Genomic DNA, 19609 nt, shown 5'->3' with positions numbered 1-19609 from the left:
TGGACTACCACGGGCCTGAGCTGCTCGGGCCGCAGGAGTTGGTGCGGGACATGCGGGTGCCGGCGGGGAGCGGATTCCAGCTCGACGGGCGGCCGGGCGGTGGGCGATCAGCCCTTGGCAGCTTTGACGACGGGGTCTGCTGGACGTCGTACGGGCGGCAGCTTGTCGGTGGGGGTTTGTAGCTTGGCGGCATGCTCACGACGTTGGCGGTGGAGAGTTATCGGTCGTTGCGGCGGGTGGTGGTGCCGTTGGGGCGGGTGAATGTGGTGACGGGGGCCAACGGGAGTGGGAAGTCTTCGTTGTACCGGGCGCTGCGGTTGCTGGCGGATGCTTCCCGGAACGGGGCGGTGGCGGCGTTGGCTCGGGAGGGTGGGTTGCAGAGCACCTTGTGGGCCGGGCCTGAGGTGGTGGGGAAGGCCGTGCGGCGTGGGGAGTTCGCGGTGCAGGGGACGGTGCGGTCGGGGCCGGTGAGTTTGCGGATGGGGTTCGCGTCCGAGGACTACGGGTACGCCGTGGACTTCGGGCTGCCGCCGATGGGTGGGCCGTTCGGGCAGGATCCGGAGATCAAGCGGGAGGCGCTCTGGGCGGGTCCGTTCTTCCGGCCGGCGTCGTTGCTGGTGGATCGCAAGCACGCGGCGGTGCGGATCCGGGGTGCGGGCGGCGAGTGGGAAGACGGCGGGCATCAGCTGCAGACGTTCGACAGCATGCTGAGCGAGTTCGCGGATCCGCACCGGGCGCCGGAGTTGATGGCGGTGCGGGAGCGGATCCGGGGGTGGCGGTTCTACGACCATCTGCGGACCGACGCCGACGCGCCCGCGCGGCAGGCGCGGGTGGGGACGCGGACACCAGTGCTCGATGCCGAGGGCGCTGATCTGGCGGCGGCGCTGGAGACGATCAACCAGATCGGGGATCGGCGAGCGCTGGATGACGCGGTCGAGCAGGCGTTTCCGGGGAGCTCGGTGGAGGTCGAGAGTCGGGCCGGGCTGTTCGAGCTGGTGTTTCATCAGCACGGGCTGCTGCGGCCGTTGGCTGCGGCGGAGTTGTCGGACGGGACGCTGCGGTATCTGCTGTGGGTCGCCGCGCTGCTGACGCCGCGGCCGCCGGAGTTGCTGGTGCTGAACGAGCCGGAGACGAGCCTGCATCCCGACCTGTTGCCGGCGCTCGCCAACCTCGTGATCACCGCGGCGAAGGAGACGCAGGTGATCCTGGTGACGCACTCGCGGCCGTTCCTCGCCGCGCTGGAGGCGGGCGCGAACGAGACCGGGCAGGACCTGCGGACGATCGAGCTGGTGAAGGAGTTCGGCCAGACCGCTATCGCGGGTCAGGGCCCGCTGGACGAGCCTCCGTGGAAGTGGCCGGCCCGCTAGCCGAAGCCGATCCACCCGCCGAACCGTCGGCCGAGGCCGGACCGCCGCCCGGCGTCGTCTCCTCAGCCGAGTCCTTCACCGATTCGAAGCGGACCAGGATCAGCGCCCCGATCGCCGTCAGCACGAACCCACCGACGGCGGCCACGCCCCAGCCGGGCCGGACCGCATCATGCAGCACGAAAACACCCACCGCAGCCGGCGTGATCGTCTGCAGCGCGATCATCGGTGTCGTCGCCAGCGTGACCGAACCTCTTTGGAGCGCCAGCGAGTACAGGATGAACGCGAGCGCCCCGCTCAACGGCAGCGTGTACGTCGTGAAGCCCTGGAGCAGTTCGCTGATCGAGCCGTCTTCCAGCAGGCGCGCCGAGATCGCCACGCCGGCGTAGCCGAGGCCGGCCAGCAACCCCAAAAGCGCCGTCGCGCCGGCGTGTTCCGAGCGGCTGGCGACCGCGCCGAGGACGATGATCGCGATCAGGCCGAGCAGGATCCCGATCGTGAGGCCGTGGTGCCGGGCGCTCTCCCCCGCATGCCCGGCCGACACGGCCAGTACGCCGAGCCCGACGCACACCGCGATCACCGCGCCCCACTCGACCGCTGACAGGCGATCACCCATCCAGCGCGTCGCGAGCAGCGCGGTGACGACGAGGCTTGCGGCGATGCCCGCCTGGGCGAGGTACAGCGGCAGCAGCCGGAGCGCCACGAAGTGCAGGCCGAAACCGGCCAGGTTCAGCACCAGGGCGGCCAGGAACGGACCCTGGCGCAGCAGCGCCGCGACGAAGGCCGCGAACCGGCGCGGGTCCAGCTCGGAGCCGGTCGGGACCTTGCGGGAGCCGACCGCCTGCAGGATCGCGGCGACTCCGAACAGCACGGCCGCCCCGAGCGCGGCTCCCAGACCGAGCAGCACTCAGACTGCCTTGCGCCGCGGCACCCAGAAGGTCAGGTACAGACTCAGGACGCCGTAGTAGACCAGGTAGGCCAGCGACAGTGCGACGACGGCGGGGTTCGGGTCGGGCATCTGCGCCAGCAGTACGGCGTACGAGCCGAGCCAGATCGCCGTGGTCAACAGGTTCATCGACCGGAAGGCCTTGGTTCGCGAGGGGTACACGTACTTGACCGGGACGAAGACCAGGATCGAGCAGGTCACCAGGATGACGCCGGTCGCGGCCGGGCCGAGGCCGAGCACGACGACGTAGAAGGCGACCACGTTCCAGTAGCTCGGGAAGCCGAGGAAGAAGTGGTCGTCGGTCTTCGCGTCGACCCGGCAGAACTGGTAGCTGGACGCAAGCAACGGCAGCGCCGCCAGCACCGCGCCCCAGGAGCCGGACGGCAGGTACCCGCCGGTCCAGAGCAGCACGATCGGGGCGAACGCGTAGGTCAGGTAGTCGACGATGTTGTCCAGCATCGCGCCGTCGAACCACGGGATGGTCTCCTTGACCCGCAGCCGGCGGGCCAGCATGCCGTCGGTGCCGTCGATCACCAGGGCGGCCAGCATCAGCCAGAGCGCCCGGACGGCGTCACCGTCGATCGCGGCGATCACGATCAGCAGCGCCAGCACGGTGCCGCTCGCGGTGTACGCGTGCAGCGCCAGCCCGGCCAGCCGCAGCCGCGTCGATCCGACGAAAGGTTCGCGCACCGCGTCGTGTGTGGTCAGCAGAACTCCCAGAACTCGGTCGACGCCACGCGTCGGACAGTCTCCTTCAGCGTCTCACAGCGCAGGTGCTGCACCCGGCACCGCATACCCTGCGGCGGTGGATCTGATCACGGACTTTACGGGGATGGCCCGGACGTTCCCGTTGATGCGCGGCGGCGGAGCCCTGCTCGTGCTGGTCGGGCTGGGGATCGTGGTCGGCGGTGCGGGCGGCCGGCGGTGGTTCCTGCCGGGGCTGATCACCGGCGCCGCGCTCGCGGTCGTGGTGATGATGGTCGGCGGGATCACCAAGACGATCTTCGACGGGCTCGGCTACCCGGCGATCCACCAGTACGTCGCCTTCGGCATCGGCGTGGTCGCCGAGGTCGGGCTGGTCAACCTGGTGGTCGCCAAGGTGCCGGACCGGACGTCGCGTGAGTTCTGGCTGTGGATCCTGCTCGTGGTCGGCGTGCACTTCCTGATCCTGGCGTTCTCGCACGGACCGATCTGCGGGCTGCTCGGCCTGCTCTGCATCCTGAACGCCGGCCTCGGCCTGCTCGTCCCGGAGATCCCCTACCGCGCCCTCTGGATCACCGACGGCGTCCTGAAGATCGCCGCCGGGTCCAGCATGGTGTGGCTGAGCTACTAGCTCTTCGGCTCGAGCAGGAAGAGCGGGATCTTGCGCGTGGTCTTCTTCTGGTACTCCGCGTAGTCCGGGTACGCCGCGACCGAGCGCGGCCACCACTCGTCGTACTCGGCACCCTCGATCTCGCGGGCGACGTACTCGCCGGTCTCGGTGCCGTCCTGGAGCTTCACGTTCGGGTCGGCCTTGAGGTTGTAGTACCAGACCGGGTTCTTCGGGGCGCCGCCGAGCGAGGCGACCGCGACGTACACGCCGTCGTGCTCGACCCGCATCACCGGGACCTTGCGGATCTTGCCCGACTTGTTGCCGATCATGGTCATGAGCACGACGCCCATGCCGTTGAAGCCCGCGGCCTCGGTGGACCCGGTGGCGTCGATCTTCTCGACCGCGTTCCGGACCCAGTCGGTCGGGCTGGGGGCGTATTCATTCTGAGATGACATGTCATCCAAGGTACCCCCGAGCCGGTGTCTACACGCTCTCCCGGCGTTCCCGGGCCTGCCGCGCGGCGGCCACCTTGGCAGCCCGCTGGCGCTCCATCCGGCGGCGCGGGTCCTGGGAGTCCGGCAGCGTGGCCGGGCCGGCCACGTGCAGCAGCAGCCAGGTCAGCCGCCACCGGACCCGGTAGAACAGGCTGAGCCCCTCGTTCTTCGCGCTCATCACAGACTCCCTGATGATTGGTGTGGCAATGATTGGTGTACCAAGTGTTAGTGTAGACGAGACCGCACGAAGGAGAAAACCCGTGTCGCAGACCGAAGAGACCGACCTGCTGCAGCTGGACCGCCAGGTCTGCTTCGCGCTCGCCGTCGCGTCCCGCAGCGTGATCGCGCTGTACCGGCCACTGCTGGACCCGATGGGTCTCACCCACCCGCAGTACCTGGTGATGCTCGCGCTGTGGGAGGAGTCGCCGCTGTCGGTGAAGCAGCTCAGCAACCTGCTCGAGCTCGACCCGGGCACGCTGTCGCCGCTGTTGAAGCGGCTGGAGTCCGCGGGTTACCTGACGCGCGGCCGCGACCCGCGGGACGAGCGGTCACTGGCTGTCGAGCTGACGGCGTCCGGGCGGGCGTTGCGTGAGCAGGCGCTGAAGATCCCGCCGGCGATCATCGAGCGGCTGGGGATGACGCTGAAGGAGCTCGAGTCGCTCCACGGCAACCTGACGCGCGTGATCAAGGCCGCGACGAGCTGACCGCCGTACGACTCAGGGCCCGACGCACTCCTGGAGCTGCGCGGCGGTGAGGATCTTGCCCTCGATCCAGCGGCGGCGCAGGAAGTGGGCCTTCACCAACCGGTGCATGCCGTCCAGCACCACCAGCCGGCCGCGGTACGCGACCAGGTGGATCGGGAAGTCCAGGTCGGCGTCCATCACGCGCTCGTAGTGGTCGCGGTAGTTCATCGGTGTCTCGGCGACCTGGCGAGGGGTGACCTTGAAGCGTTCGCCGTTCAGCTCCCACAGCGGCAGGTCGAAGATCCAAACCAGATCGGCGACCTCGACGGGCTCGGTACGCAGCTCCAGCGCCCAGAGCTTGCCGAGCTTCCAGCGCGCGTCCGGGATCACCTCACGGACCGACGCGGGCATCGTCGCGACGAGCTCCTCGAACGACACCTCAGGTACGTCCGCATCCACCTCATCGACCGCCACGAGGGTGCAGATTACGCGATCCGCCGGGCCACCACGACCACGTTGCTGAGGTAGACCTCGCCGTTCCAGTCCTCGCAGGTGACCAGGACCAGACGGCCGGGGACCCGCTGGTCGAAGAGCTTGGTCGACGCGGCTGCGAGTGAGCGTTTTCGGTACGTCGTGGTGGTGTCGACCCGGTAGCGGAGCGGCCCGCGGGTGGTGGCGATGGTGACGGTCGCGCCGGGCTTCAGCTGGTCGAGGTTGTCGAAGGCGCCGCCGCCGTTGTGCACGGTGTGGCCGGTGATGACGGCCGAACCGGCCGCGGCGCCGGGGCGGGCGCCGTCGGCCCACCAACCGACGGTGGAGGGGTCGGAGGGCGGGGTCAGTTCGCCGGTGGTCGTTCGAATCGGTACGACGGGGGCGGTGACGGCCAGTTGCGGGAGGGAGATGCGGGTTGGTTTCGCGGGGCGCGGGAGGAGGCTGGGCGCAGCAGAAGGAACTGCGGATGGGCGCGCGACGGTGGGCAGCGGGTCGGCGCCGAGGGCCGGCGTCGGGGCATCGCCGGCGGGCTGCGGGACGGCACCGACGGCGGGCTGGGCTGGGTCGGTGTTGGCGGTGGCGTCACCGGGGTCTCGCTGGAGGTAGGCGCCGGTGCTGATCACCAGCAGGCCGGCGAGCGCGAGCAGGCCGCCCCTGCGAAGAGGGGCGGGCCTGCCGCGTCGTTTACCGGAGGTCACGTCAGAGGCTGTGCTTTCCGCGGCGGCGGAGCGCGGCCGCGCTTCCGCCGGCCAGCATCAGAGCGCCCGCGGCGATGAGGATGCCGCTGACGAGGTTGAAGCCGGTCGGACCGCTGCCGGTGGAGGTCAGACCTGCGTCGACGGCCGTCGGTACGGCGGGAGCCGGTGAGGTCGTGGTGCCCGAGGTGGGTGCACCTGGCGTGCTCGGCTGGTCCGAAGGAGGTGGCTCAGTGGACTGGCTGCCGGGTGGCACCGTCGGCGGCGTGGCCGGAGGAGGACCAGGCGGGGTACCAGGCGGTGTCGCGGGAGGAGTCCCCGGCGGGGTGGCGGGCGGCGTCGCAGGCGGTGTGGCCGGCGGCGTCGCAGGCGGAGTAGCCGGAGGCGTCGCAGGCGGAGTAGCCGGAGGCGTGGCGGGCGGAGTAGCGGGCGGCGTCACCGGCGGCGTGCAGCCCTCGACCCAGAAGACCTTGTGCTTCGTGTCGTTCCCGATCGAGCCGTCCGCGTGCACCGTGATCTTCACGTGGTACCCCTGCTGCGGATGCGGTGGCCCGGTGAACTTCAGCGTGTAGGTCTCCTTCGCATCCAGGTCGTTCCCACCACCGGCGGCATCCCCGCCGATGAACAGGTCCTGGCTGCCGGACACCACCTGCAGGCCGCCGTCAGCAGTCGGCGCCTGGTCGGCGAAACTCACCTCGGCGCGCAGGTCGTCGCCCTGGTCGTAGTTGTAGAACTCGACGACGAACGTGCAGCCCTGGTGCGGGTTGTTGTCCGGTGGGCCGCTCTGGACGTCGACGCCCTCGATCTTGATCGTGCCGTTGTTGCCCGGCGGCGCGGCCTGCACCGCGGCAGGCAGGCTCGCCGACGCCACCGGAACCGCGGCCAGTACGGCCGCGCCCAGCAGCAGTGTGATCGCTCCGGCCGCGGCGACAGCGCTCGCGGCCCGTGCAGAAACCCCGGTTGTGCTCATCTGACCGGTCCCGTCCCCAGGCTGAATCCCCGTGATGGTTGCCAAGCTCAACCACTTGGCCACCACATTCCTTTGCAGTATGAGCTTTTCGGGCAGTCAGTCAATGACCTACGGTGACGAAACGATGCGCAAGGCAACTGCCGCGGCGGTTCAGGCGGGGCGTGAGCGGCCGGCCAGGGCCTGGCGGAAGACGGCGTGGCGGTTGCGGCGGGAGCTGCCGGACTGGGCCGTGCGGCCGGTTCCGGGGCAGGCGTCGGCGGCGGCTTCCGACGGGTGGGTCTGGCGGTGGATGACGACGATCGCGGAGTCGTCGCCGGGGCCGCCGATCTCGACGACGAGCTCCTCGGCGGCGCCGTCGAAGCCCTTGGCGACCAGGCGCTCGGCGTGGCCGGCGAGGCGGTCGGTGCCGAGGCCGATGTCGCGGCGCGGGGTCTCGACCATGCCGTCGCTGTAGAGGAAGAGCGCGTCGCCGAGTTTGAGCTGACCCTTGTTCACCGCGAACTCCGGCGTCTCGACCAGCCCGAGCAGCGGGCCGTCGGCGTCGCGCGTCGACCAGCGGCCCGACCACGCGTCGAACTGGATCGCGGGCGGGTGGCCCGCCGTACGGACCTCGAACTCGCCGGTGCGCAGATCAACGGCGACGTGCACGACGGTGGCGAAGTCGTCGTCCCAGTCCTGGCGGCGGGCGTAGTGGTTCGCGGCCGGGAGGAACTCCTCCACCGGTACGACGCCGAGCAGTCCGCCGAACGCTCCGGACAGCAGCAGCGCCCGCGTCCCGGCGTCGATACCCTTGCCGGAGACATCGACCAGCGCGACCTCGAGCTGGTCCTCGCCGCGGGTCGCGGAGACCACGAAGTCACCCGAGAACGACTGGCCGCCGGCCGACCGGATCGCACTCTCGGCCTTCCACCCGGCCGGCAGCCGCGGGAACTCGCCCTGGGCGGTCAGCAGGTCGCGCAGCTCGATCAGCATCGACTCGCCGCGGCTGCCCTGGACGCCGAGCCGGCTGCGCACCTTGGCGCCGGTCAGCACGATCCAGCCGACCACGCCGAGCGTCACCACGAAGCCGATCTTCGGCAGCCCGGCCGCGCGCTCCGACATCACGAACGACCCGAGCACCAGCGCGACGAACGTCAGCACCACCAGGGGTTTGAAGCGCAACAGCAACCCGCCGAGCAGCAGCGGAATAGTCAGCGCCGCAGTGGGTATCAATGACGGCAGCAGCAGCGACGCCGTGCTGATCGCGACCGTGACGAAGAGCAGCATGATCAGCGTCAGCGGGTGCGACTTGCGGGCACGACGGACCAGCGTCCGGGCAGCCCTCAGGCCGGCCCGTCGCAGACGCGCGTAACCGCCGCGGGCGCTCATGGTGAGACGAAGATAACGGCACCGACCGGTCCGCGCATCAGATCGTCACTACTTCTTGACCGACGGCTTCCGGGTCAGGCCCGTGCGCTGGCACTTCGGGCACCAGAACAGGTTGCGTCCGGCCAGGATCTCGGTCCGCACGACCGAGTCGCAGACCAGGCAGTGCTGGCCCTGACGGCGGTACACGTAGACCTCACCGCCGTGGTCGTCCTGGCGCGGGTCGCGGCCCATCGCCTCCGGGGTGTGGTCGTCGGCGACGGTGTCGATGCGGCCCGTCTCCACGCCGTACTTCATCAGCTCGAGCAGGTCGCTCCACATGCCCTGCCACTCGCGCTTCTTGACCAGGTTGCCCGGGGTCATCGGGTGCAGCTTGGCGCGGAACAGCACCTCGGCGCGGTAGACGTTGCCGACGCCGCTGAGCACCTGCTGGTCCATCAGCAGCTGGCCGATCGGGAGCTTGCTGCGCTGGATCCGCTTCCAGGCCAGGTCGGGGTCGGCGTCGTCGCGCAGCGGGTCCGGGCCCAGCCGGGAGATCAGCGTCTCGCGCTCGCCGTCGGAGATCACCTCGCAGACCGTCGCGCCGCGCAGGTCGGCGTACGCCGCGTCGTTCTGCAGCCGGAGCCGGACCTGGCCGACCGGCTCCGGGATCGGCGCGGCGCCGAAGTCGACCTTGCCGATCAGGCCGAGGTGGATGTGCAGCCAGCGGCCGCCGTCGAACTCGGCCAGGAAGTGTTTGCCGTGGGCCTCGGTGTGCCGCAGCACCCGGCCGTCGAGCAGCGCGGCTCCGTCGACGAACCGGCCCTGCGGGCTGGACGCGCGGACGACCCGGCCGCCGAACGCGTCCCAGACGTCGTTCGCCAGCCGGTGCAGGGTGTGGCCTTCGGGCATGATTCCCCTATGGGTACGACGTCAGCAGGTGGTGCGGGCCGGAGCAGGGGTGCGCCGACGCCCGCGGTGATCGGGACCGGTCGGTCGATGCGCGCCCGGGACGTGTCCCGGCCGCGCCCTCCCGCCCGTGATCAACAACAGCCGAGAAGTCAGGACGATTCCGGCAGCGGCGGCAGCTCGCCGGTCTCCTCGTAGCCGGACAGCATCTCGATCCGGCGGGTGTGCCGCTCCTCGCCGGAGTAGTCCGTGGCCAGGAAGATGTCGACGAAACCGGTCGACTCCTCGGTGCTGTGCATCCGGGCGCCGACGCTGATCACGTTCGCGTTGTTGTGCTCGCGGCCGAGCTTCGCGGTCTCGGTGCTCCAGGCCAGCGCGGCCCGGACGCCCTTCACCTTGTTCGCGGCGATCTGCTCGCCGTTGCCGGAACCGCCGATCACGATGCCCAGGCTGCCGCCGTCCTGGACCACCGCCTCGGCCGTCCGCAGGCAGTACGGCGGGTAGTCGTCCACCGCGTCGTACACGGCCGGGCCGTGGTCGACGACGTCGTGCCCGGCAGCCGTGAGGTGCTGCACCAGGTGGTTCTTCAGTTCGAAGCCGGCGTGGTCAGAGCCGATGTGCACTCGCATGGGCATGAGTTTCGCAGCTCTACTCGGCGCCCGGGACGCCGGGGACGTCCAGGGCGCGGACCAGCTCGGTGACGTCGGCGTAGGCCTTGTCGTACGGCGTACCCGACGGGTGCAGCGTGTAGACCGCGACGATCGTCCGGTCCCCCGGGCCGACCGTGCCCGTGGTGTGCAGCGCGTCGCTGGTCAGGTCGAGCTCCTGCACCGGCGAGGCCGAGCGCCCGTTGCCGCGGAAACCCGACCAGCCCTGCTTGATGCTGAAGTCGCCGCCGAACACCGACGGGATCCCGAAGAACTGGTCGAAGCCGTCGGTCCCGTACCGGGTCGGCCGGTGCAGGTTCCCCATCACGAACTCGCGGACCGGCGCCGGCGCCTCGTCGAGCAGGTACCGGTAGATCCGGACGGTGTCCGCCGCGGTGATCGCGACGTACCCCCAGAACCCTGGGTGCGTCGCCGGCGGCCGGGTGGTGTGGGTCAGCCCGAGCCGCCGCACCATCCGGTCGACGATGGCGCCGCCACCCAGCTCGTCCCAGTAGTAGCTGGCGGCGTCGTCGTCGCTGCTGCGCAGCATCACCTCGAGCCGCTCCCGGTCCTCGACCGGCAACTCGTACGCCGGGCCGCGGTCCCACAGGAAGTCGAGCACCACCAGCAGCTTCACCACGGACGCGGACCGGAAGCACAGGTCCGGGTTGAGCTGCTCGGTGATCCGCCCGGTGTCGCGGTCGAAGACGGTCACTCCGGCCGTCGGCAACGCGGACGGACCCACCGGCAGAGCGTTCACAGGCAACCACCAACCGTCGACGGAAAGACTTGGTCGACAACTTTCATGCCTGACGGTCGTGGGTTCAACCCCTGTACGACAGACCGAAGGTCTCAGTCGAAGACGGGGCTGCGGTCGCGGGTGCGCTTGAGCTCGAAGAAGCCGTCGGTGCCGGCGACCAGGCGGACGCCGTCCCAGAGCTTGCCGGCCGCCTCGCCCTTCGGGGCCGGGGTGACGACCGGGCCGAAGAAGGCGACGCCCTCGACCGCGATCACCGGCGTACCGACCTCCATGCCGACCAGTTCCATCCCGGCGTTGTGCGACTTGCGCAGCGCGTCGTCGTACTTGTCGGAGTCGGCGGCCTCGAGCAGCGCGGCCGGCAGGCCGACCTCGGCGAGCGCCTCGGCCAGCACGTCGCCGTCGGACCCGCGGGTGCCGCGGCCCTGGTTGTGGATCCGCTCACCGAGCGCGGTGTACAGCGGCAGGAGCACCTCGTTGCCGTGCGCCTGCTCGGCGGCGATCAGGACCCGGACGATGCCGAGCTTGCGCTGCCAGTTCTCGTCGTGGTCGTCACGTTCCTCGTTCAGGACGGCCAGGCTCATCACGTGCCAGGTCGTCTTCACGTCGCGGACCTGCTCGACCTCGAGCATCCAGCGAGACGTCATCCAGGCCCAGGGGCAGGCCGGGTCGAACCAGAATTCAGCGGGGGCAGTCATAGCCAAATAATACAAAGATAAATAAAAAGAGTGAGGTCTGGGGGAAACCCTCACCGTAGTGGCTGGTCAGCTGCATAGGATGCCGATATGCCTGGAACCAACCTGACCCGCGACGAAGCGCGGACCCGCGCCGGCCTGCTCCGTGACGTGAGCTACGCGATCGAGCTCGACCTGAGCACGGCCGCCGCCGGCGCACCGACGTTCGCGTCGACGACGACGCTCACCTTCGGCGCCGAGGACGGCGCGAGCACGTTCGCCGACCTGATCGCCGCCACCGTCCGGGAGATCACCCTGAACGGCCGCGCGCTCGACCCGGACAGCGTCTACGACGGTGCCCGGATCCAGCTGGACGGGCTCGCCGAGCGCAACGAGCTGCGCGTGGTCGCGGACTGCATCTACTCGCGCACCGGTGAAGGGCTGCACCGCTCGGTCGACCCGGCCGACAAGGAGACCTACCTCTACACCCAGTTCGAGGTGCCGGACGCGCGCCGGGTCTTCACGACCTTCGAGCAGCCCGACCTGAAGGCACCGTTCACGTTCACCGTCTCCGCCCCGGCCCGCTGGGTCGTCATCTCCAACGCTGCCACGCCCGAACCGACGCCGTACACCGGCGAGAACGGTGAGGAGCTGGCCCGCTGGGAGTTCGCTCCGACGGTGCCGATGTCGACGTACATCACGGCGGTCGTCGCGGGTCCGTACCACGTCGTCACCGACGTCTACGAGGGCCCGAACGGGAGCTACCCGCTGGCGCTGCTGTGCCGGCCGTCGCTGGCCGACCACCTGGACACCGAGGACCTGTTCGAGGTCACCAAGCAGGGCTTCGAGCTGTTCGAGCGCGCCTTCGGTACGCCGTACCCGTTCGGCAAGTACGACCAGGCGTTCGTGCCGGAGTACAACATGGGCGCGATGGAGAACGCGGGCTGCGTGACCATCCGCGACGAGTACATCTACCGCAGCCGGACCACGCACGCCGAGCTGGAGAGCCGCGCGAACACCGTGCTGCACGAGCTGGCGCACATGTGGTTCGGCGACCTGGTCACGATGACCTGGTGGGACGACCTGTGGCTGAACGAGTCGTTCGCCGAGTGGGCCAGCCACTGGGCCCAGGCGACCGCGACCACCAAGTACGCCGACGCCTGGACGACGTTCTGCAACGCCCGCAAGACCTGGGCCTACCGCCAGGACCAGCTGCCCTCGACGCACCCGATCGCCGCGGACATGGTCGACTTCCACGCGGTCGAGGTGAACTTCGACGGCATCACCTACGCCAAGGGCGCCTCGACGCTGCGGCAGCTGGTCGCGTTCGTCGGTGAGGACACCTTCATCTCGGCGCTCAAGGAGTACTTCGCCGACCACGCGTTCGGCAACACCGAGCTGGCCGACCTGCTGAAGCCGCTGGAGAAGGCGTCCGGGCGCGACCTGGACGACTGGACCGAGCGCTGGCTGCGGACCGCGGGCGTCAACACGCTGCGCGCCGACTTCACCGTCGACGCCGAGGGCGCGTTCACCTCGTTCGCGATCGAGCAGACCGCGGCGGCCGACTTCCCGGTCCTGCGGCCGCACCGGCTCGCCGTCGGGCTCTACCGCCGGACCGAGGCCGGTCTGGTCCGCACCGAGCGGTTCGAGGTCGACATCGACGGCGCGCGCACCGAGCTCGCCGAGCTGGTCGGCGCCACCCAGCCGGATCTGGTGCTGCTGAACGACGACGACCTGACCTACGCCAAGATCCGGCTCGACGAGCGTTCCCGGGCGACCCTGGTCGAGTCGATCGACCAGCTGGCCGAGTCGCTGCCGCGGGCGCTGGCCTGGGGTGCGACGTGGGACATGACCCGCGACGCCGAGATGCCGGCTTCGCAGTACGTCGGCATCGTGCTCAAGGGGATCCGCGCCGAGACCGACCTGACCGGTGTCCGGTCGCTGCTCGGCCAGGCGACCACGGCGATCAACAACTACGCCGTACTGGAGAACCGGGCCGCGCTGCGGGCGCAGTACGAGGAGGCGCTGGCCGGGCTGCTGGCCGACGCCGCTGCCGGTAGCGACCACCAGCTCGCGTTCGCCCGGGCCTACATCGGCGGTGTCTTCTCCGACGCCGGCGCTGATCGCCTGGCCGGCTGGCTCGACGGCAACGACCTGCCGGACGGTCTGGTCGTCGACACCGACCTGCGCTGGACGCTGATCGTCGCGCTGGCCCGCCTCGGCCGGGTCGACGGCGACGCGATCGAGGACGAGCTGACCCGCGACACCACCATCACCGGGCAGGAGCGGGCCGCGCAGGCTCGGGCCGCCCGGCCGACCGCGGAGGCCAAGGAAGCGGCCTGGCGGATCGCGGTGGAGTCCGAGGACACCCCGAACGAGACGCAGTTCCGGACCATCCTGGGCTTCCAGCAGCCGGGCCAGGAGGAGCTGCTGCGCCCGTACGTCGGCAAGTACCTGTCGGCGGCCAAGGACGTCTACACCCGGCTCGGCTCCTCGATGGGTGAGAACGTCCTGGTCTACCTGTCCCCGCGCAACCTGGCGGAGGAGTCCACGCTGGAGGCGCTGACCGGCTGGCTGGACAGCGAGGCCGAAGCGGTCGACGCTCCGACCCTGCGGTACGTCGGAGAGGCCCGGGCCGACCTGGTCCGCGCTCTGTCCGCGCAGCGTCGCGACGCCGAGGGCTGACCGGCGTAGAGAGCTGACACGGCTGCCCCACCCACGGAGTCCGTGGGTGGGGCAGACTGTCGCGGTGGCTTCCCCTGATCCCGCCCTTGCCGGTGCAGCTGCCGTAGCTCTGACTGGTCTCGCCGAGGCGTACCGGCCTCGACCGGTCACGCCGCTGATGCCCTGGCGCTTCCCGCACCGCCTGGTGAAGCCGTACGTCGTGACCGCGCGCGGCCGGGCCTGGGACGACGAGATGGTCGCCGCCGCCCGCACCACCGCGACCCGTCAGCTCGACTTCGACGACGTGATGGGCGGGCTGGGTCTCGGGGTCGTCGTCCTGCACCTGTCCGAGGAGGGCATCTCGCTGGTGGTGCAGACGTGGGCCAAGGACTTCCAGTCCCGGCTCAGCCTGTTCAGCGGCCTCGACGTCGACGACCTGCGCCCGGCCCCGATCGGGGTCGCGCCGACGGTCTGGGAGCTGGAGGTGCTCACGCACGAGCGGTCGTCGTACGTGCACCACATCCTGAACGCCGACGTGGACGTCGAGGCCTGGCTCGACGACGCGCTCGACACCCGGCCGGCGCCGAAGCTCGACGGCATCCCGTCGGGCACCTAGCTCGCGCAGATCGCCCGGTCGATCAGCCGGGTCGCCGCCTTGTCCTGCGCGAAGACGATCTCCGCCGAGTCGTACAGCTGCGTCGACATCGACACCACCGCGCTGCGCTTGCCGTCAGCAGTGACTCCCAGCCGGGTCCGGTACCCGAGCTGGTCCCCGCCGGGGATCCAGAGCGTGCCGCCGCACGCCAGGTCCCGCGAGAAGATCCCCAGCCCGTAGCGAGCGCCAGGCCAGAGCTCCGCCGCCTGCCCACCGACAGGGATCGTCCGGGTCATCTCCCGCAGCTGGGCCTTCCGCAGCAGCTCGCCACCGAACAACGCGCGCTGGAAACGATCCAGGTCGGCCAGCGTGGAGATGTAGCCGCCGGAGGCGTCCACGTCGATCAGCTCGGTGGTGTCCGTGTACGACTCCCCCGCCGCGAACCTGGTGTAGCCGCGCGCGTGCGGCCAGGCGATGCGCGGGTTGGTCCCCGGCCAGTACGTGTGCCGCAGCCCGAGCGGCCGGACGATCCGCCGCTGCACCTCGTCGTACCAGGGCCGACCGGTGACCGCCTTGATCACCAGCCCGACCAGGTCGTACCCGGTGTTGGAGTACTGCCACCCGGTCCCCGGTGCGAAGTCCGGCGCGTGGCTCAGCCCGGCGCGGACGATCTCCTCCTCAGTCCGTACGACGTACCGCTGCTGGTGGTACTGCTCGGCGTTGTCCATCACCGGGAAGTTGCCGTCGTAGATCCCGGCGGTGTGCTGCAGCAACTGCCGCACGGTGATCAGCCGGCCGTCGTTCCCGTGGCCGCGGACGAACCCGGGCAGCCACTTCTCGACGGTTTCGTCCAGCCCCATCCGGCCCTCGCCGACCAGCTGCAGCACGACCGTCGCGACCAGTGTCTTGTTGGTGCTCCCGATCCGGAAGTACCCGTCGGCCCGCGGCCGCCCGGGAGCGTCGACGGACGCGACCCCACCGACCGCCGTTCGCGAGCGCCCGGACGGCGCTGTGGTCCGGGCCAGTACGCCGGTGACGCCGACCGCCGTGATCCGGTTCACGTCCCGTTGCAGCGGGTCGGTCCGGGTCGCCACGGCCGGTGCCACCGGGATCACGGACAGTACGAGGACGGTGAGCAGCATTCTCCTGAGACCCATGGATTTCCTTCGAATTCGGTGACTGTGTTTCCGCCAGCCTGGTGATCGAAGGAATTCGGTGCCATCGCCTGAAAACCCGGACAGTGGTAGCGCGTGCGCTACCGGTGACTGTCAAACGATTGTTTCTCGGCGCACTGTCGTGACGTGATTCCGGACCGCGATCGCCTGCGGGTAAAGGAGATTTCCGGCACCTGAGGAGTACTCACTTACCGGCGGGTTCAGGCTTAAGCTGATCCGGAAAATCCGACGGAAAGGACTTGGGGAGGACCTTTGCCGTGACATCCCTGGACCACCGGAATCCGCCCACCGACCTCTGGTCGGGTCCGGCTGCCGATCTGGCTGCTGCCGCGGGTGCGTCGTTCGCGCCCGCACCGGCCGCCGAACCCGCCCACCCCGAACCGGCCCACCACGCCCGGGCCGAGCCCGCGCGGCCGCAGCCGCCGACCGACCGGATCGCTCCGGCGCCGTTCGACGAGCTGATCGACACCGAGCCGTCGCGGCACGTCGCCGCGGCGCACGCGACGTCGTACGGCGGGGTGGAGAACCTGCCGGACGACTACGCCTACTACCCGCCCGTCGACGGCGCGCACAGCGCACCCGGCCGGCGGACCAACCGCGACACCCGGACCACGTCCTCGGCCGAGCGCCGGGCCGCGGCCCACGACCACGCGCCCGCCACCGCGACCGGCTCGTCCGGTGACCGCGGCGACAGCGGCACCAACCGCCGCGGTACCGGCGGCAAGGGCCGGCCGAGGCGGTCGCGCGCAGCCATCGGCGCCGCCGTCGTCGCCGGTACGGCGATGGCCGGCACCTTCGCGTTCATCCTCACCAACGGCAGTTCACCGGATCCCCAGGCGGGCGGCAGCGCCGACACCGGCCGGGACTCCGTCGTCACCTCCGCGGCGCCGTCGAACCCACCGGTTCCGGCCGCCCCCAGCACGGCGAAGGCGGACCGCAAACCGGCCGCGCCGAAGCCGTCCACCCAGAAGACGACCGTGACGAAGACGCCGAACACCGGATCGGCCTCGCCGAAGTTCCGCAGCGGCCAGTGGATCGCCGTGATCGACACCTACCCGACCGACGCCGGGATGGCCGCCGACCAGCTCGCGAAGGAGCTGGCGGGCAAGCTGATCAACGCCGGTGTCGCGGCGCGGGCGATGCTCGCCGACGGCCAGTACCCGGGCATCGTCGACGGCGGCGAGCCGACCACGGCGACCTGGATCGTGTACGTCGGCCCGGCGACCTCGTCGGTGAACGCGATGAACGCCTGCATCTCGCCGAAGGTCCAGAAGATCCACGAGAACAACGCCTGCCCGACGTACGAGCCGGCCACGTCGCTCGACTAGGACATCTGCAAGCCCGGGTCGGTCGCGAGCCGGGCATGCAGGTGCGAGTCGTGGCGGCGGCCGGTCGGCTCGACGTAGTAGTCCCGCATGACGCCTTCCAGCTGGAAGCCGGCGGCCGTGGCCACGCGACAGGAGCCCTCGTTGACCAGCGCGTGGTCCAGCGAGATCCGGTGCAGGCCAGGCTTCTCGTAGCCCCAGCGGCTGGCCGCGTCGAGCGCCCGGGCGCCCACCCGGCGTCCCCGCGCGGCCGGGGTCACCCAGTACGCCGCGAGCGCCTGGTCCGGGATCCGGTGCACGTCCCGCAGCGTCACTGAGCCGAGCAGCTCACCGCTGCTGAGGTCGGCGACGGCGAAGACCGCGTTGCCGAGCGCCCAGCTGCGCACCCGCGGCTCCAGCCACGCAAGGGCGCGCTGGGCCGCCGGGAGCTGGATCACGGCGTTGCCCGCCGTCCAGCGCAGGATGCCCGGGTCGGCCAGCGCAACGGCGACCGCCTGCTCGTCGGACAGCGTGAACGGACGTAGCAGGAGGTCGCCGGCCTGGATCTCGGTCGGCTCGAGGCGTGTGGTGCTCATCAGGTCTTTCTACCCGAGCAACCGGCCCCGCAGCAGCTGGGTTTACTGCTTGTGCGGCTCGTCGGCGTGGTGCAGCAGCGGCGCCTGGTGCGCGTGGTCGCCGAGCTGCTGGACGCCGGTGACCAGACCGCCGGTCAGGTCGCCGGTGGCGAACGACGTCTGCATGGTCAGCGCGGCGAGACCGGCCGAGTGGTCCGACAGCTGCCGCTTGGCGGTGGCGCCGGTGACGATCTCCAGCCGGCGGCCGGCCGGGTCGACGTAGACCAGCACGGTGCGGTCCGGGTCGGGCAGCTCGTTCAGCAGCTCGAGGGCGAACGGCCGGGTCTCGGAGTCGGCGCCGCCGACGTACACCGAGAAGTGCAGGCCGGACGCGGCCTCCGCGTGCCGGACCGCGCGCTCGAGGTCGAGCAGCTGGTCGTGGGTGAAAGCGTCACCAGCTGGCACTTGCGCCTCCGGTCGTTCGGGCGACGCCGCCGGCGGTCGCGGTCGGGGTGCTGCCGGCGGGGAGCTCGGGCAGGTTGGCCGGGTCCGGCTTGGTCGCCACCGGGCCGTTGATCCAGACCGGCGGGGCCCACCAGGACAGGCCCGGGCGGTAGCGCGGGCCCTGCGCGATCGTGGACGCGAAGACCAGCAGGGCGACCACCGCGATCACCAGCGCCGGGATGCCGACGAACACCAGCAAGGTGTGGCCGGAGAGCAAAGGAGTCACGGCTCGAAGCCTAGGCCATCGTGGTCCCGCGGGTGCGACCGGCTCCGGCTGCACGCAATACAGCCGGAGCCGGGCTCAGGGGGTCAGCAGCCGCCGCAGTTGTAGTAGGTGATGTCCCAGTGGTTGCCCTCGTTGGCGTAGACGTTGCCGGCGCCGGACTGCCACTGCGGAGCACCGTCGCCGCGGTTGGCGATCCGGGTGAAGGTGCCCTTCACGTAGCCGTCGACGCAGCCGCTGACCGCGACGTCGACCTTGTAGCCGTTCCAGTGGCTGTAGGTGCCGCCGGCGTGGCCGGTCTCGGTGCCGCCGGTGACCCGGACGGCGCACCCGCTGGCCTGCTTGAGGGTGATCGTGCCCTGCACGGTCGCCAGGTTGATCTGGTCGAACGACGTACAGGTCGGGTTGGTGCGGCTGGAGCAGCCGCCGCTGGACGACCAGGTGACGCCGGCGGCGCTGAAGCGGCTGGTGGCCTGGCTGTGGGTGAGCTTGGTGACGGCGGAGGCCTGCTGGACGGCGACGACCCCGGGCGTCAGCCCGGCGACGAGAGCGACCGCGGTCACCAGCGCACGGCGTACGGAGGTTTTCATGGGGACACTCCTTGAAACAGTGGGGCGGACAGTTTCAAGGAGTGCCTTGCCCAGGAAAGTTAGTTACCAAACGCCGGTGGTCAGAACCTGACGTCCGAGCACTGGTAGAACGCGTTGCCGGTGTCGGCGATGGTCCAGACCGCGAGGATCATGTGCCGGCCGCTCTTGTTCGGCAGCTGACCGGAGTGGGTGACCGTCATCCCCGGGCGGGCGCCGTTGAACGGCACGGTCAGGAACGGCTGCAGCTGCAGAGCGGACCGGGTCAGCGGAGCGTTCTGGTTCCAGCCGTCCTTGGTGATGTAGTACTTGAAGTCCGTGGTCGCGTGGGCGGCGGTCAGCGTCCACCTGAACGTGTAGAGCGACCCGGAGCTGAGCTGGGTGGTCGGCCAGGCGCCACCGCGCTGGTCGTTGAGCTGGTCGAAGGCACCGATGCCGGCCGAGCAGAGCTTGCCGTCGGCGGGACCGCCGCCGGGGAAGCCCTTCGGGCCCTCGGTGCTCTGCGGCTCCCACTGGATGTTGCCGCAGTTCTGGACGGTGCCGTTGGCGCAGTGCTTGGCCCGGCTGGTCGGGGACGTGGTGTAGCCGTGGCCGTAGGCGGTCGGGACGGCCAGACCGGTCAGTGCGAGAGCACCGAGCGCGATCCCGGCCAGGGTCTTCCTGTGTGCTCGCATGCGAACACATCCTTTCCGTCA

General features: G+C 70.4%; 24 protein-coding genes. 6 read left to right on the top strand and 18 right to left on the bottom strand.

Annotation, left to right across the window (positions count from 1 at the left end; genetic code table 11):
• Positions 1-191 precede the first annotated feature (191 nt).
• Positions 192-1367, top strand: a complete 1176-nt coding sequence (locus ACZ6Z4_RS09445; protein WP_465560415.1) for an AAA family ATPase — start codon at positions 192-194, stop codon at positions 1365-1367.
• Here the strand turns inward: ACZ6Z4_RS09445 and ACZ6Z4_RS09440 are convergent.
• On the bottom strand, positions 1312-2271 hold the full coding sequence (locus ACZ6Z4_RS09440; protein ID WP_465560409.1) for a hypothetical protein: 960 nt from the start codon (positions 2269-2271) through the stop codon (positions 1312-1314). The two genes, ACZ6Z4_RS09445 and ACZ6Z4_RS09440, sit on opposite strands and share 56 nt — an antisense overlap.
• The gene (locus ACZ6Z4_RS09435) at positions 2272-3000 is read right to left on the bottom strand and encodes a CDP-alcohol phosphatidyltransferase family protein (RefSeq protein ID WP_465560406.1); all 729 of its coding nucleotides are present in this window, start codon (positions 2998-3000) and stop codon (positions 2272-2274) included. It abuts the gene before it with no gap.
• Positions 3001-3142: 142 nt separating this feature from the next.
• Here ACZ6Z4_RS09435 and ACZ6Z4_RS09430 point away from each other — a divergent pair, with 142 nt between their 5' ends.
• Complete coding sequence (locus tag ACZ6Z4_RS09430) at positions 3143-3643, top strand: DUF6609 family protein (protein WP_465560403.1); 501 nt, start codon at positions 3143-3145, stop codon at positions 3641-3643.
• Here the strand turns inward: ACZ6Z4_RS09430 and ACZ6Z4_RS09425 are convergent.
• On the bottom strand, positions 3640-4077 hold the full coding sequence (locus ACZ6Z4_RS09425) for a nitroreductase family deazaflavin-dependent oxidoreductase (protein ID WP_465560400.1): 438 nt from the start codon (positions 4075-4077) through the stop codon (positions 3640-3642). The two genes, ACZ6Z4_RS09430 and ACZ6Z4_RS09425, sit on opposite strands and share 4 nt — an antisense overlap.
• Before the next feature lie 28 nt (positions 4078-4105).
• Positions 4106-4294, bottom strand: coding sequence for a hypothetical protein (locus ACZ6Z4_RS09420; RefSeq protein ID WP_363676227.1), 189 nt, complete (start codon positions 4292-4294; stop codon positions 4106-4108).
• Positions 4295-4376: 82 nt separating this feature from the next.
• Here ACZ6Z4_RS09420 and ACZ6Z4_RS09415 point away from each other — a divergent pair, with 82 nt between their 5' ends.
• On the top strand, positions 4377-4820 hold the full coding sequence (locus ACZ6Z4_RS09415) for a MarR family winged helix-turn-helix transcriptional regulator (protein ID WP_465560395.1): 444 nt from the start codon (positions 4377-4379) through the stop codon (positions 4818-4820).
• Positions 4821-4832: 12 nt separating this feature from the next.
• Here the strand turns inward: ACZ6Z4_RS09415 and ACZ6Z4_RS09410 are convergent, their stop codons facing one another.
• From ACZ6Z4_RS09410 to ACZ6Z4_RS09375, 8 genes are all read right to left on the bottom strand, one after another.
• On the bottom strand, positions 4833-5273 hold the full coding sequence (locus ACZ6Z4_RS09410; protein ID WP_465560392.1) for a hypothetical protein: 441 nt from the start codon (positions 5271-5273) through the stop codon (positions 4833-4835).
• Positions 5274-5284: 11 nt separating this feature from the next.
• Positions 5285-5989, bottom strand: coding sequence for a class F sortase (locus ACZ6Z4_RS09405; RefSeq protein WP_465560389.1), 705 nt, complete (start codon positions 5987-5989; stop codon positions 5285-5287).
• Position 5990: 1 nt separating this feature from the next.
• Complete coding sequence (locus ACZ6Z4_RS09400) at positions 5991-6956, bottom strand: hypothetical protein (RefSeq protein ID WP_465560386.1); 966 nt, start codon at positions 6954-6956, stop codon at positions 5991-5993.
• Positions 6957-7106: 150 nt separating this feature from the next.
• Positions 7107-8324: a PP2C family protein-serine/threonine phosphatase gene (locus tag ACZ6Z4_RS09395; RefSeq protein ID WP_465560383.1), complete on the bottom strand. Its 1218-nt coding sequence runs from the start codon at positions 8322-8324 to the stop codon at positions 7107-7109.
• Between the two features lie 48 nt (positions 8325-8372).
• Entirely contained in the window at positions 8373-9212 is an 840-nt protein-coding gene (locus tag ACZ6Z4_RS09390) for an Fpg/Nei family DNA glycosylase (RefSeq protein WP_465560380.1), read from the bottom strand.
• 149 nt (positions 9213-9361) lie between these two features.
• On the bottom strand, positions 9362-9838 hold the full coding sequence (locus ACZ6Z4_RS09385) for a ribose-5-phosphate isomerase (RefSeq protein WP_465560377.1): 477 nt from the start codon (positions 9836-9838) through the stop codon (positions 9362-9364).
• 19 nt (positions 9839-9857) lie between these two features.
• On the bottom strand, positions 9858-10616 hold the full coding sequence (locus ACZ6Z4_RS09380) for a serine hydrolase (protein WP_465560374.1): 759 nt from the start codon (positions 10614-10616) through the stop codon (positions 9858-9860).
• 92 nt (positions 10617-10708) lie between these two features.
• Positions 10709-11311, bottom strand: coding sequence for a mycothiol-dependent nitroreductase Rv2466c family protein (locus ACZ6Z4_RS09375; RefSeq protein ID WP_465560371.1), 603 nt, complete (start codon positions 11309-11311; stop codon positions 10709-10711).
• A gap of 87 nt (positions 11312-11398) precedes the next feature.
• On the opposite strand from ACZ6Z4_RS09375, the gene pepN reads away from it, so the two are divergent.
• Both pepN and ACZ6Z4_RS09365 read left to right on the top strand, forming a co-directional pair.
• Positions 11399-13972, top strand: coding sequence for an aminopeptidase N (gene pepN, locus ACZ6Z4_RS09370; RefSeq protein ID WP_465560368.1), 2574 nt, complete (start codon positions 11399-11401; stop codon positions 13970-13972).
• Between the two features lie 64 nt (positions 13973-14036).
• Positions 14037-14567, top strand: a complete 531-nt coding sequence (locus tag ACZ6Z4_RS09365; protein ID WP_363676245.1) for a hypothetical protein — start codon at positions 14037-14039, stop codon at positions 14565-14567.
• On the opposite strand, the gene ACZ6Z4_RS09360 is transcribed toward ACZ6Z4_RS09365, so the two are convergent.
• Complete coding sequence (locus ACZ6Z4_RS09360; protein ID WP_465560364.1) at positions 14564-15703, bottom strand: serine hydrolase domain-containing protein; 1140 nt, start codon at positions 15701-15703, stop codon at positions 14564-14566. The genes ACZ6Z4_RS09365 and ACZ6Z4_RS09360 overlap by 4 nt on opposite strands.
• A 275-nt stretch (positions 15704-15978) precedes the next feature.
• Between ACZ6Z4_RS09360 and ACZ6Z4_RS09355 the strand changes: the two genes are divergently transcribed.
• A complete protein-coding gene (locus ACZ6Z4_RS09355; RefSeq protein ID WP_465560361.1) occupies positions 15979-17049 on the top strand; it encodes a hypothetical protein in 1071 nt (356 codons plus the stop codon).
• Here the strand turns inward: ACZ6Z4_RS09355 and ACZ6Z4_RS09350 are convergent.
• The 5 genes from ACZ6Z4_RS09350 to ACZ6Z4_RS09330 all read right to left on the bottom strand — a co-directional run bounded on the left by ACZ6Z4_RS09350 (position 17046) and on the right by ACZ6Z4_RS09330 (position 19588).
• Positions 17046-17621 carry a GNAT family N-acetyltransferase gene (locus ACZ6Z4_RS09350; RefSeq protein ID WP_465560358.1) on the bottom strand — a complete coding sequence of 192 codons (576 nt, stop codon included), beginning with the start codon at positions 17619-17621 and terminating at the stop codon, positions 17046-17048. The two genes, ACZ6Z4_RS09355 and ACZ6Z4_RS09350, sit on opposite strands and share 4 nt — an antisense overlap.
• A 42-nt stretch (positions 17622-17663) precedes the next feature.
• Positions 17664-18065 (bottom strand): DUF5130 family protein, encoded by a 402-nt coding sequence (locus ACZ6Z4_RS09345; protein WP_465560355.1) that lies wholly within the window; start codon positions 18063-18065, stop codon positions 17664-17666.
• Positions 18052-18330 (bottom strand): aa3-type cytochrome oxidase subunit CtaJ, encoded by a 279-nt coding sequence (gene ctaJ / locus ACZ6Z4_RS09340; protein WP_363676250.1) that lies wholly within the window; start codon positions 18328-18330, stop codon positions 18052-18054. The genes ACZ6Z4_RS09345 and ctaJ overlap by 14 nt, the downstream gene beginning before the upstream one ends.
• 83 nt (positions 18331-18413) lie before the next feature.
• A complete protein-coding gene (locus ACZ6Z4_RS09335) occupies positions 18414-18917 on the bottom strand; it encodes a hypothetical protein (protein ID WP_363676251.1) in 504 nt (167 codons plus the stop codon).
• An 80-nt stretch (positions 18918-18997) separates the two neighbouring features.
• On the bottom strand, positions 18998-19588 hold the full coding sequence (locus ACZ6Z4_RS09330) for a lytic polysaccharide monooxygenase auxiliary activity family 9 protein (RefSeq protein WP_465560350.1): 591 nt from the start codon (positions 19586-19588) through the stop codon (positions 18998-19000).
• Between the last annotated feature and the right edge of the window lie 21 nt (positions 19589-19609).

It is taken from the genome of Kribbella sp. NPDC104740 (genome assembly GCF_055583505.1).
The sequence above is the reverse complement of the archived record's forward strand: the minus strand, read 5'-3'. Positions and strand labels throughout refer to the sequence as shown.

Bases quoted from the DNA above. Each gene is read 5' to 3' on its own strand.
- ACZ6Z4_RS09420 (WP_363676227.1), bottom strand. From the start codon at position 4,294: ATGAGCGCGAAGAACGAGGGGCTCAGCCTGTTCTACCGGGTCCGGTGG.
- ACZ6Z4_RS09335 (WP_363676251.1), bottom strand. From the start codon at position 18,917: ATGAAAACCTCCGTACGCCGTGCGCTGGTGACCGCGGTCGCTCTCGTC.
- ACZ6Z4_RS09445 (WP_465560415.1), top strand. From the start codon at position 192: ATGCTCACGACGTTGGCGGTGGAGAGTTATCGGTCGTTGCGGCGGGTG.
- ACZ6Z4_RS09425 (WP_465560400.1), bottom strand. From the start codon at position 4,077: ATGTCATCTCAGAATGAATACGCCCCCAGCCCGACCGACTGGGTCCGG.
- ACZ6Z4_RS09330 (WP_465560350.1), bottom strand. From the start codon at position 19,588: ATGCGAGCACACAGGAAGACCCTGGCCGGGATCGCGCTCGGTGCTCTC.
- ACZ6Z4_RS09375 (WP_465560371.1), bottom strand. From the start codon at position 11,311: ATGACTGCCCCCGCTGAATTCTGGTTCGACCCGGCCTGCCCCTGGGCC.
- ACZ6Z4_RS09395 (WP_465560383.1), bottom strand. From the start codon at position 8,324: ATGAGCGCCCGCGGCGGTTACGCGCGTCTGCGACGGGCCGGCCTGAGG.
- ACZ6Z4_RS09385 (WP_465560377.1), bottom strand. From the start codon at position 9,838: ATGCGAGTGCACATCGGCTCTGACCACGCCGGCTTCGAACTGAAGAAC.
- ACZ6Z4_RS09350 (WP_465560358.1), bottom strand. From the start codon at position 17,621: ATGAGCACCACACGCCTCGAGCCGACCGAGATCCAGGCCGGCGACCTC.
- ACZ6Z4_RS09430 (WP_465560403.1), top strand. From the start codon at position 3,143: ATGGCCCGGACGTTCCCGTTGATGCGCGGCGGCGGAGCCCTGCTCGTG.
- ACZ6Z4_RS09400 (WP_465560386.1), bottom strand. From the start codon at position 6,956: ATGAGCACAACCGGGGTTTCTGCACGGGCCGCGAGCGCTGTCGCCGCG.
- ACZ6Z4_RS09390 (WP_465560380.1), bottom strand. From the start codon at position 9,212: ATGCCCGAAGGCCACACCCTGCACCGGCTGGCGAACGACGTCTGGGAC.
- ACZ6Z4_RS09360 (WP_465560364.1), bottom strand. From the start codon at position 15,703: ATGGGTCTCAGGAGAATGCTGCTCACCGTCCTCGTACTGTCCGTGATC.
- pepN (WP_465560368.1), top strand. From the start codon at position 11,399: ATGCCTGGAACCAACCTGACCCGCGACGAAGCGCGGACCCGCGCCGGC.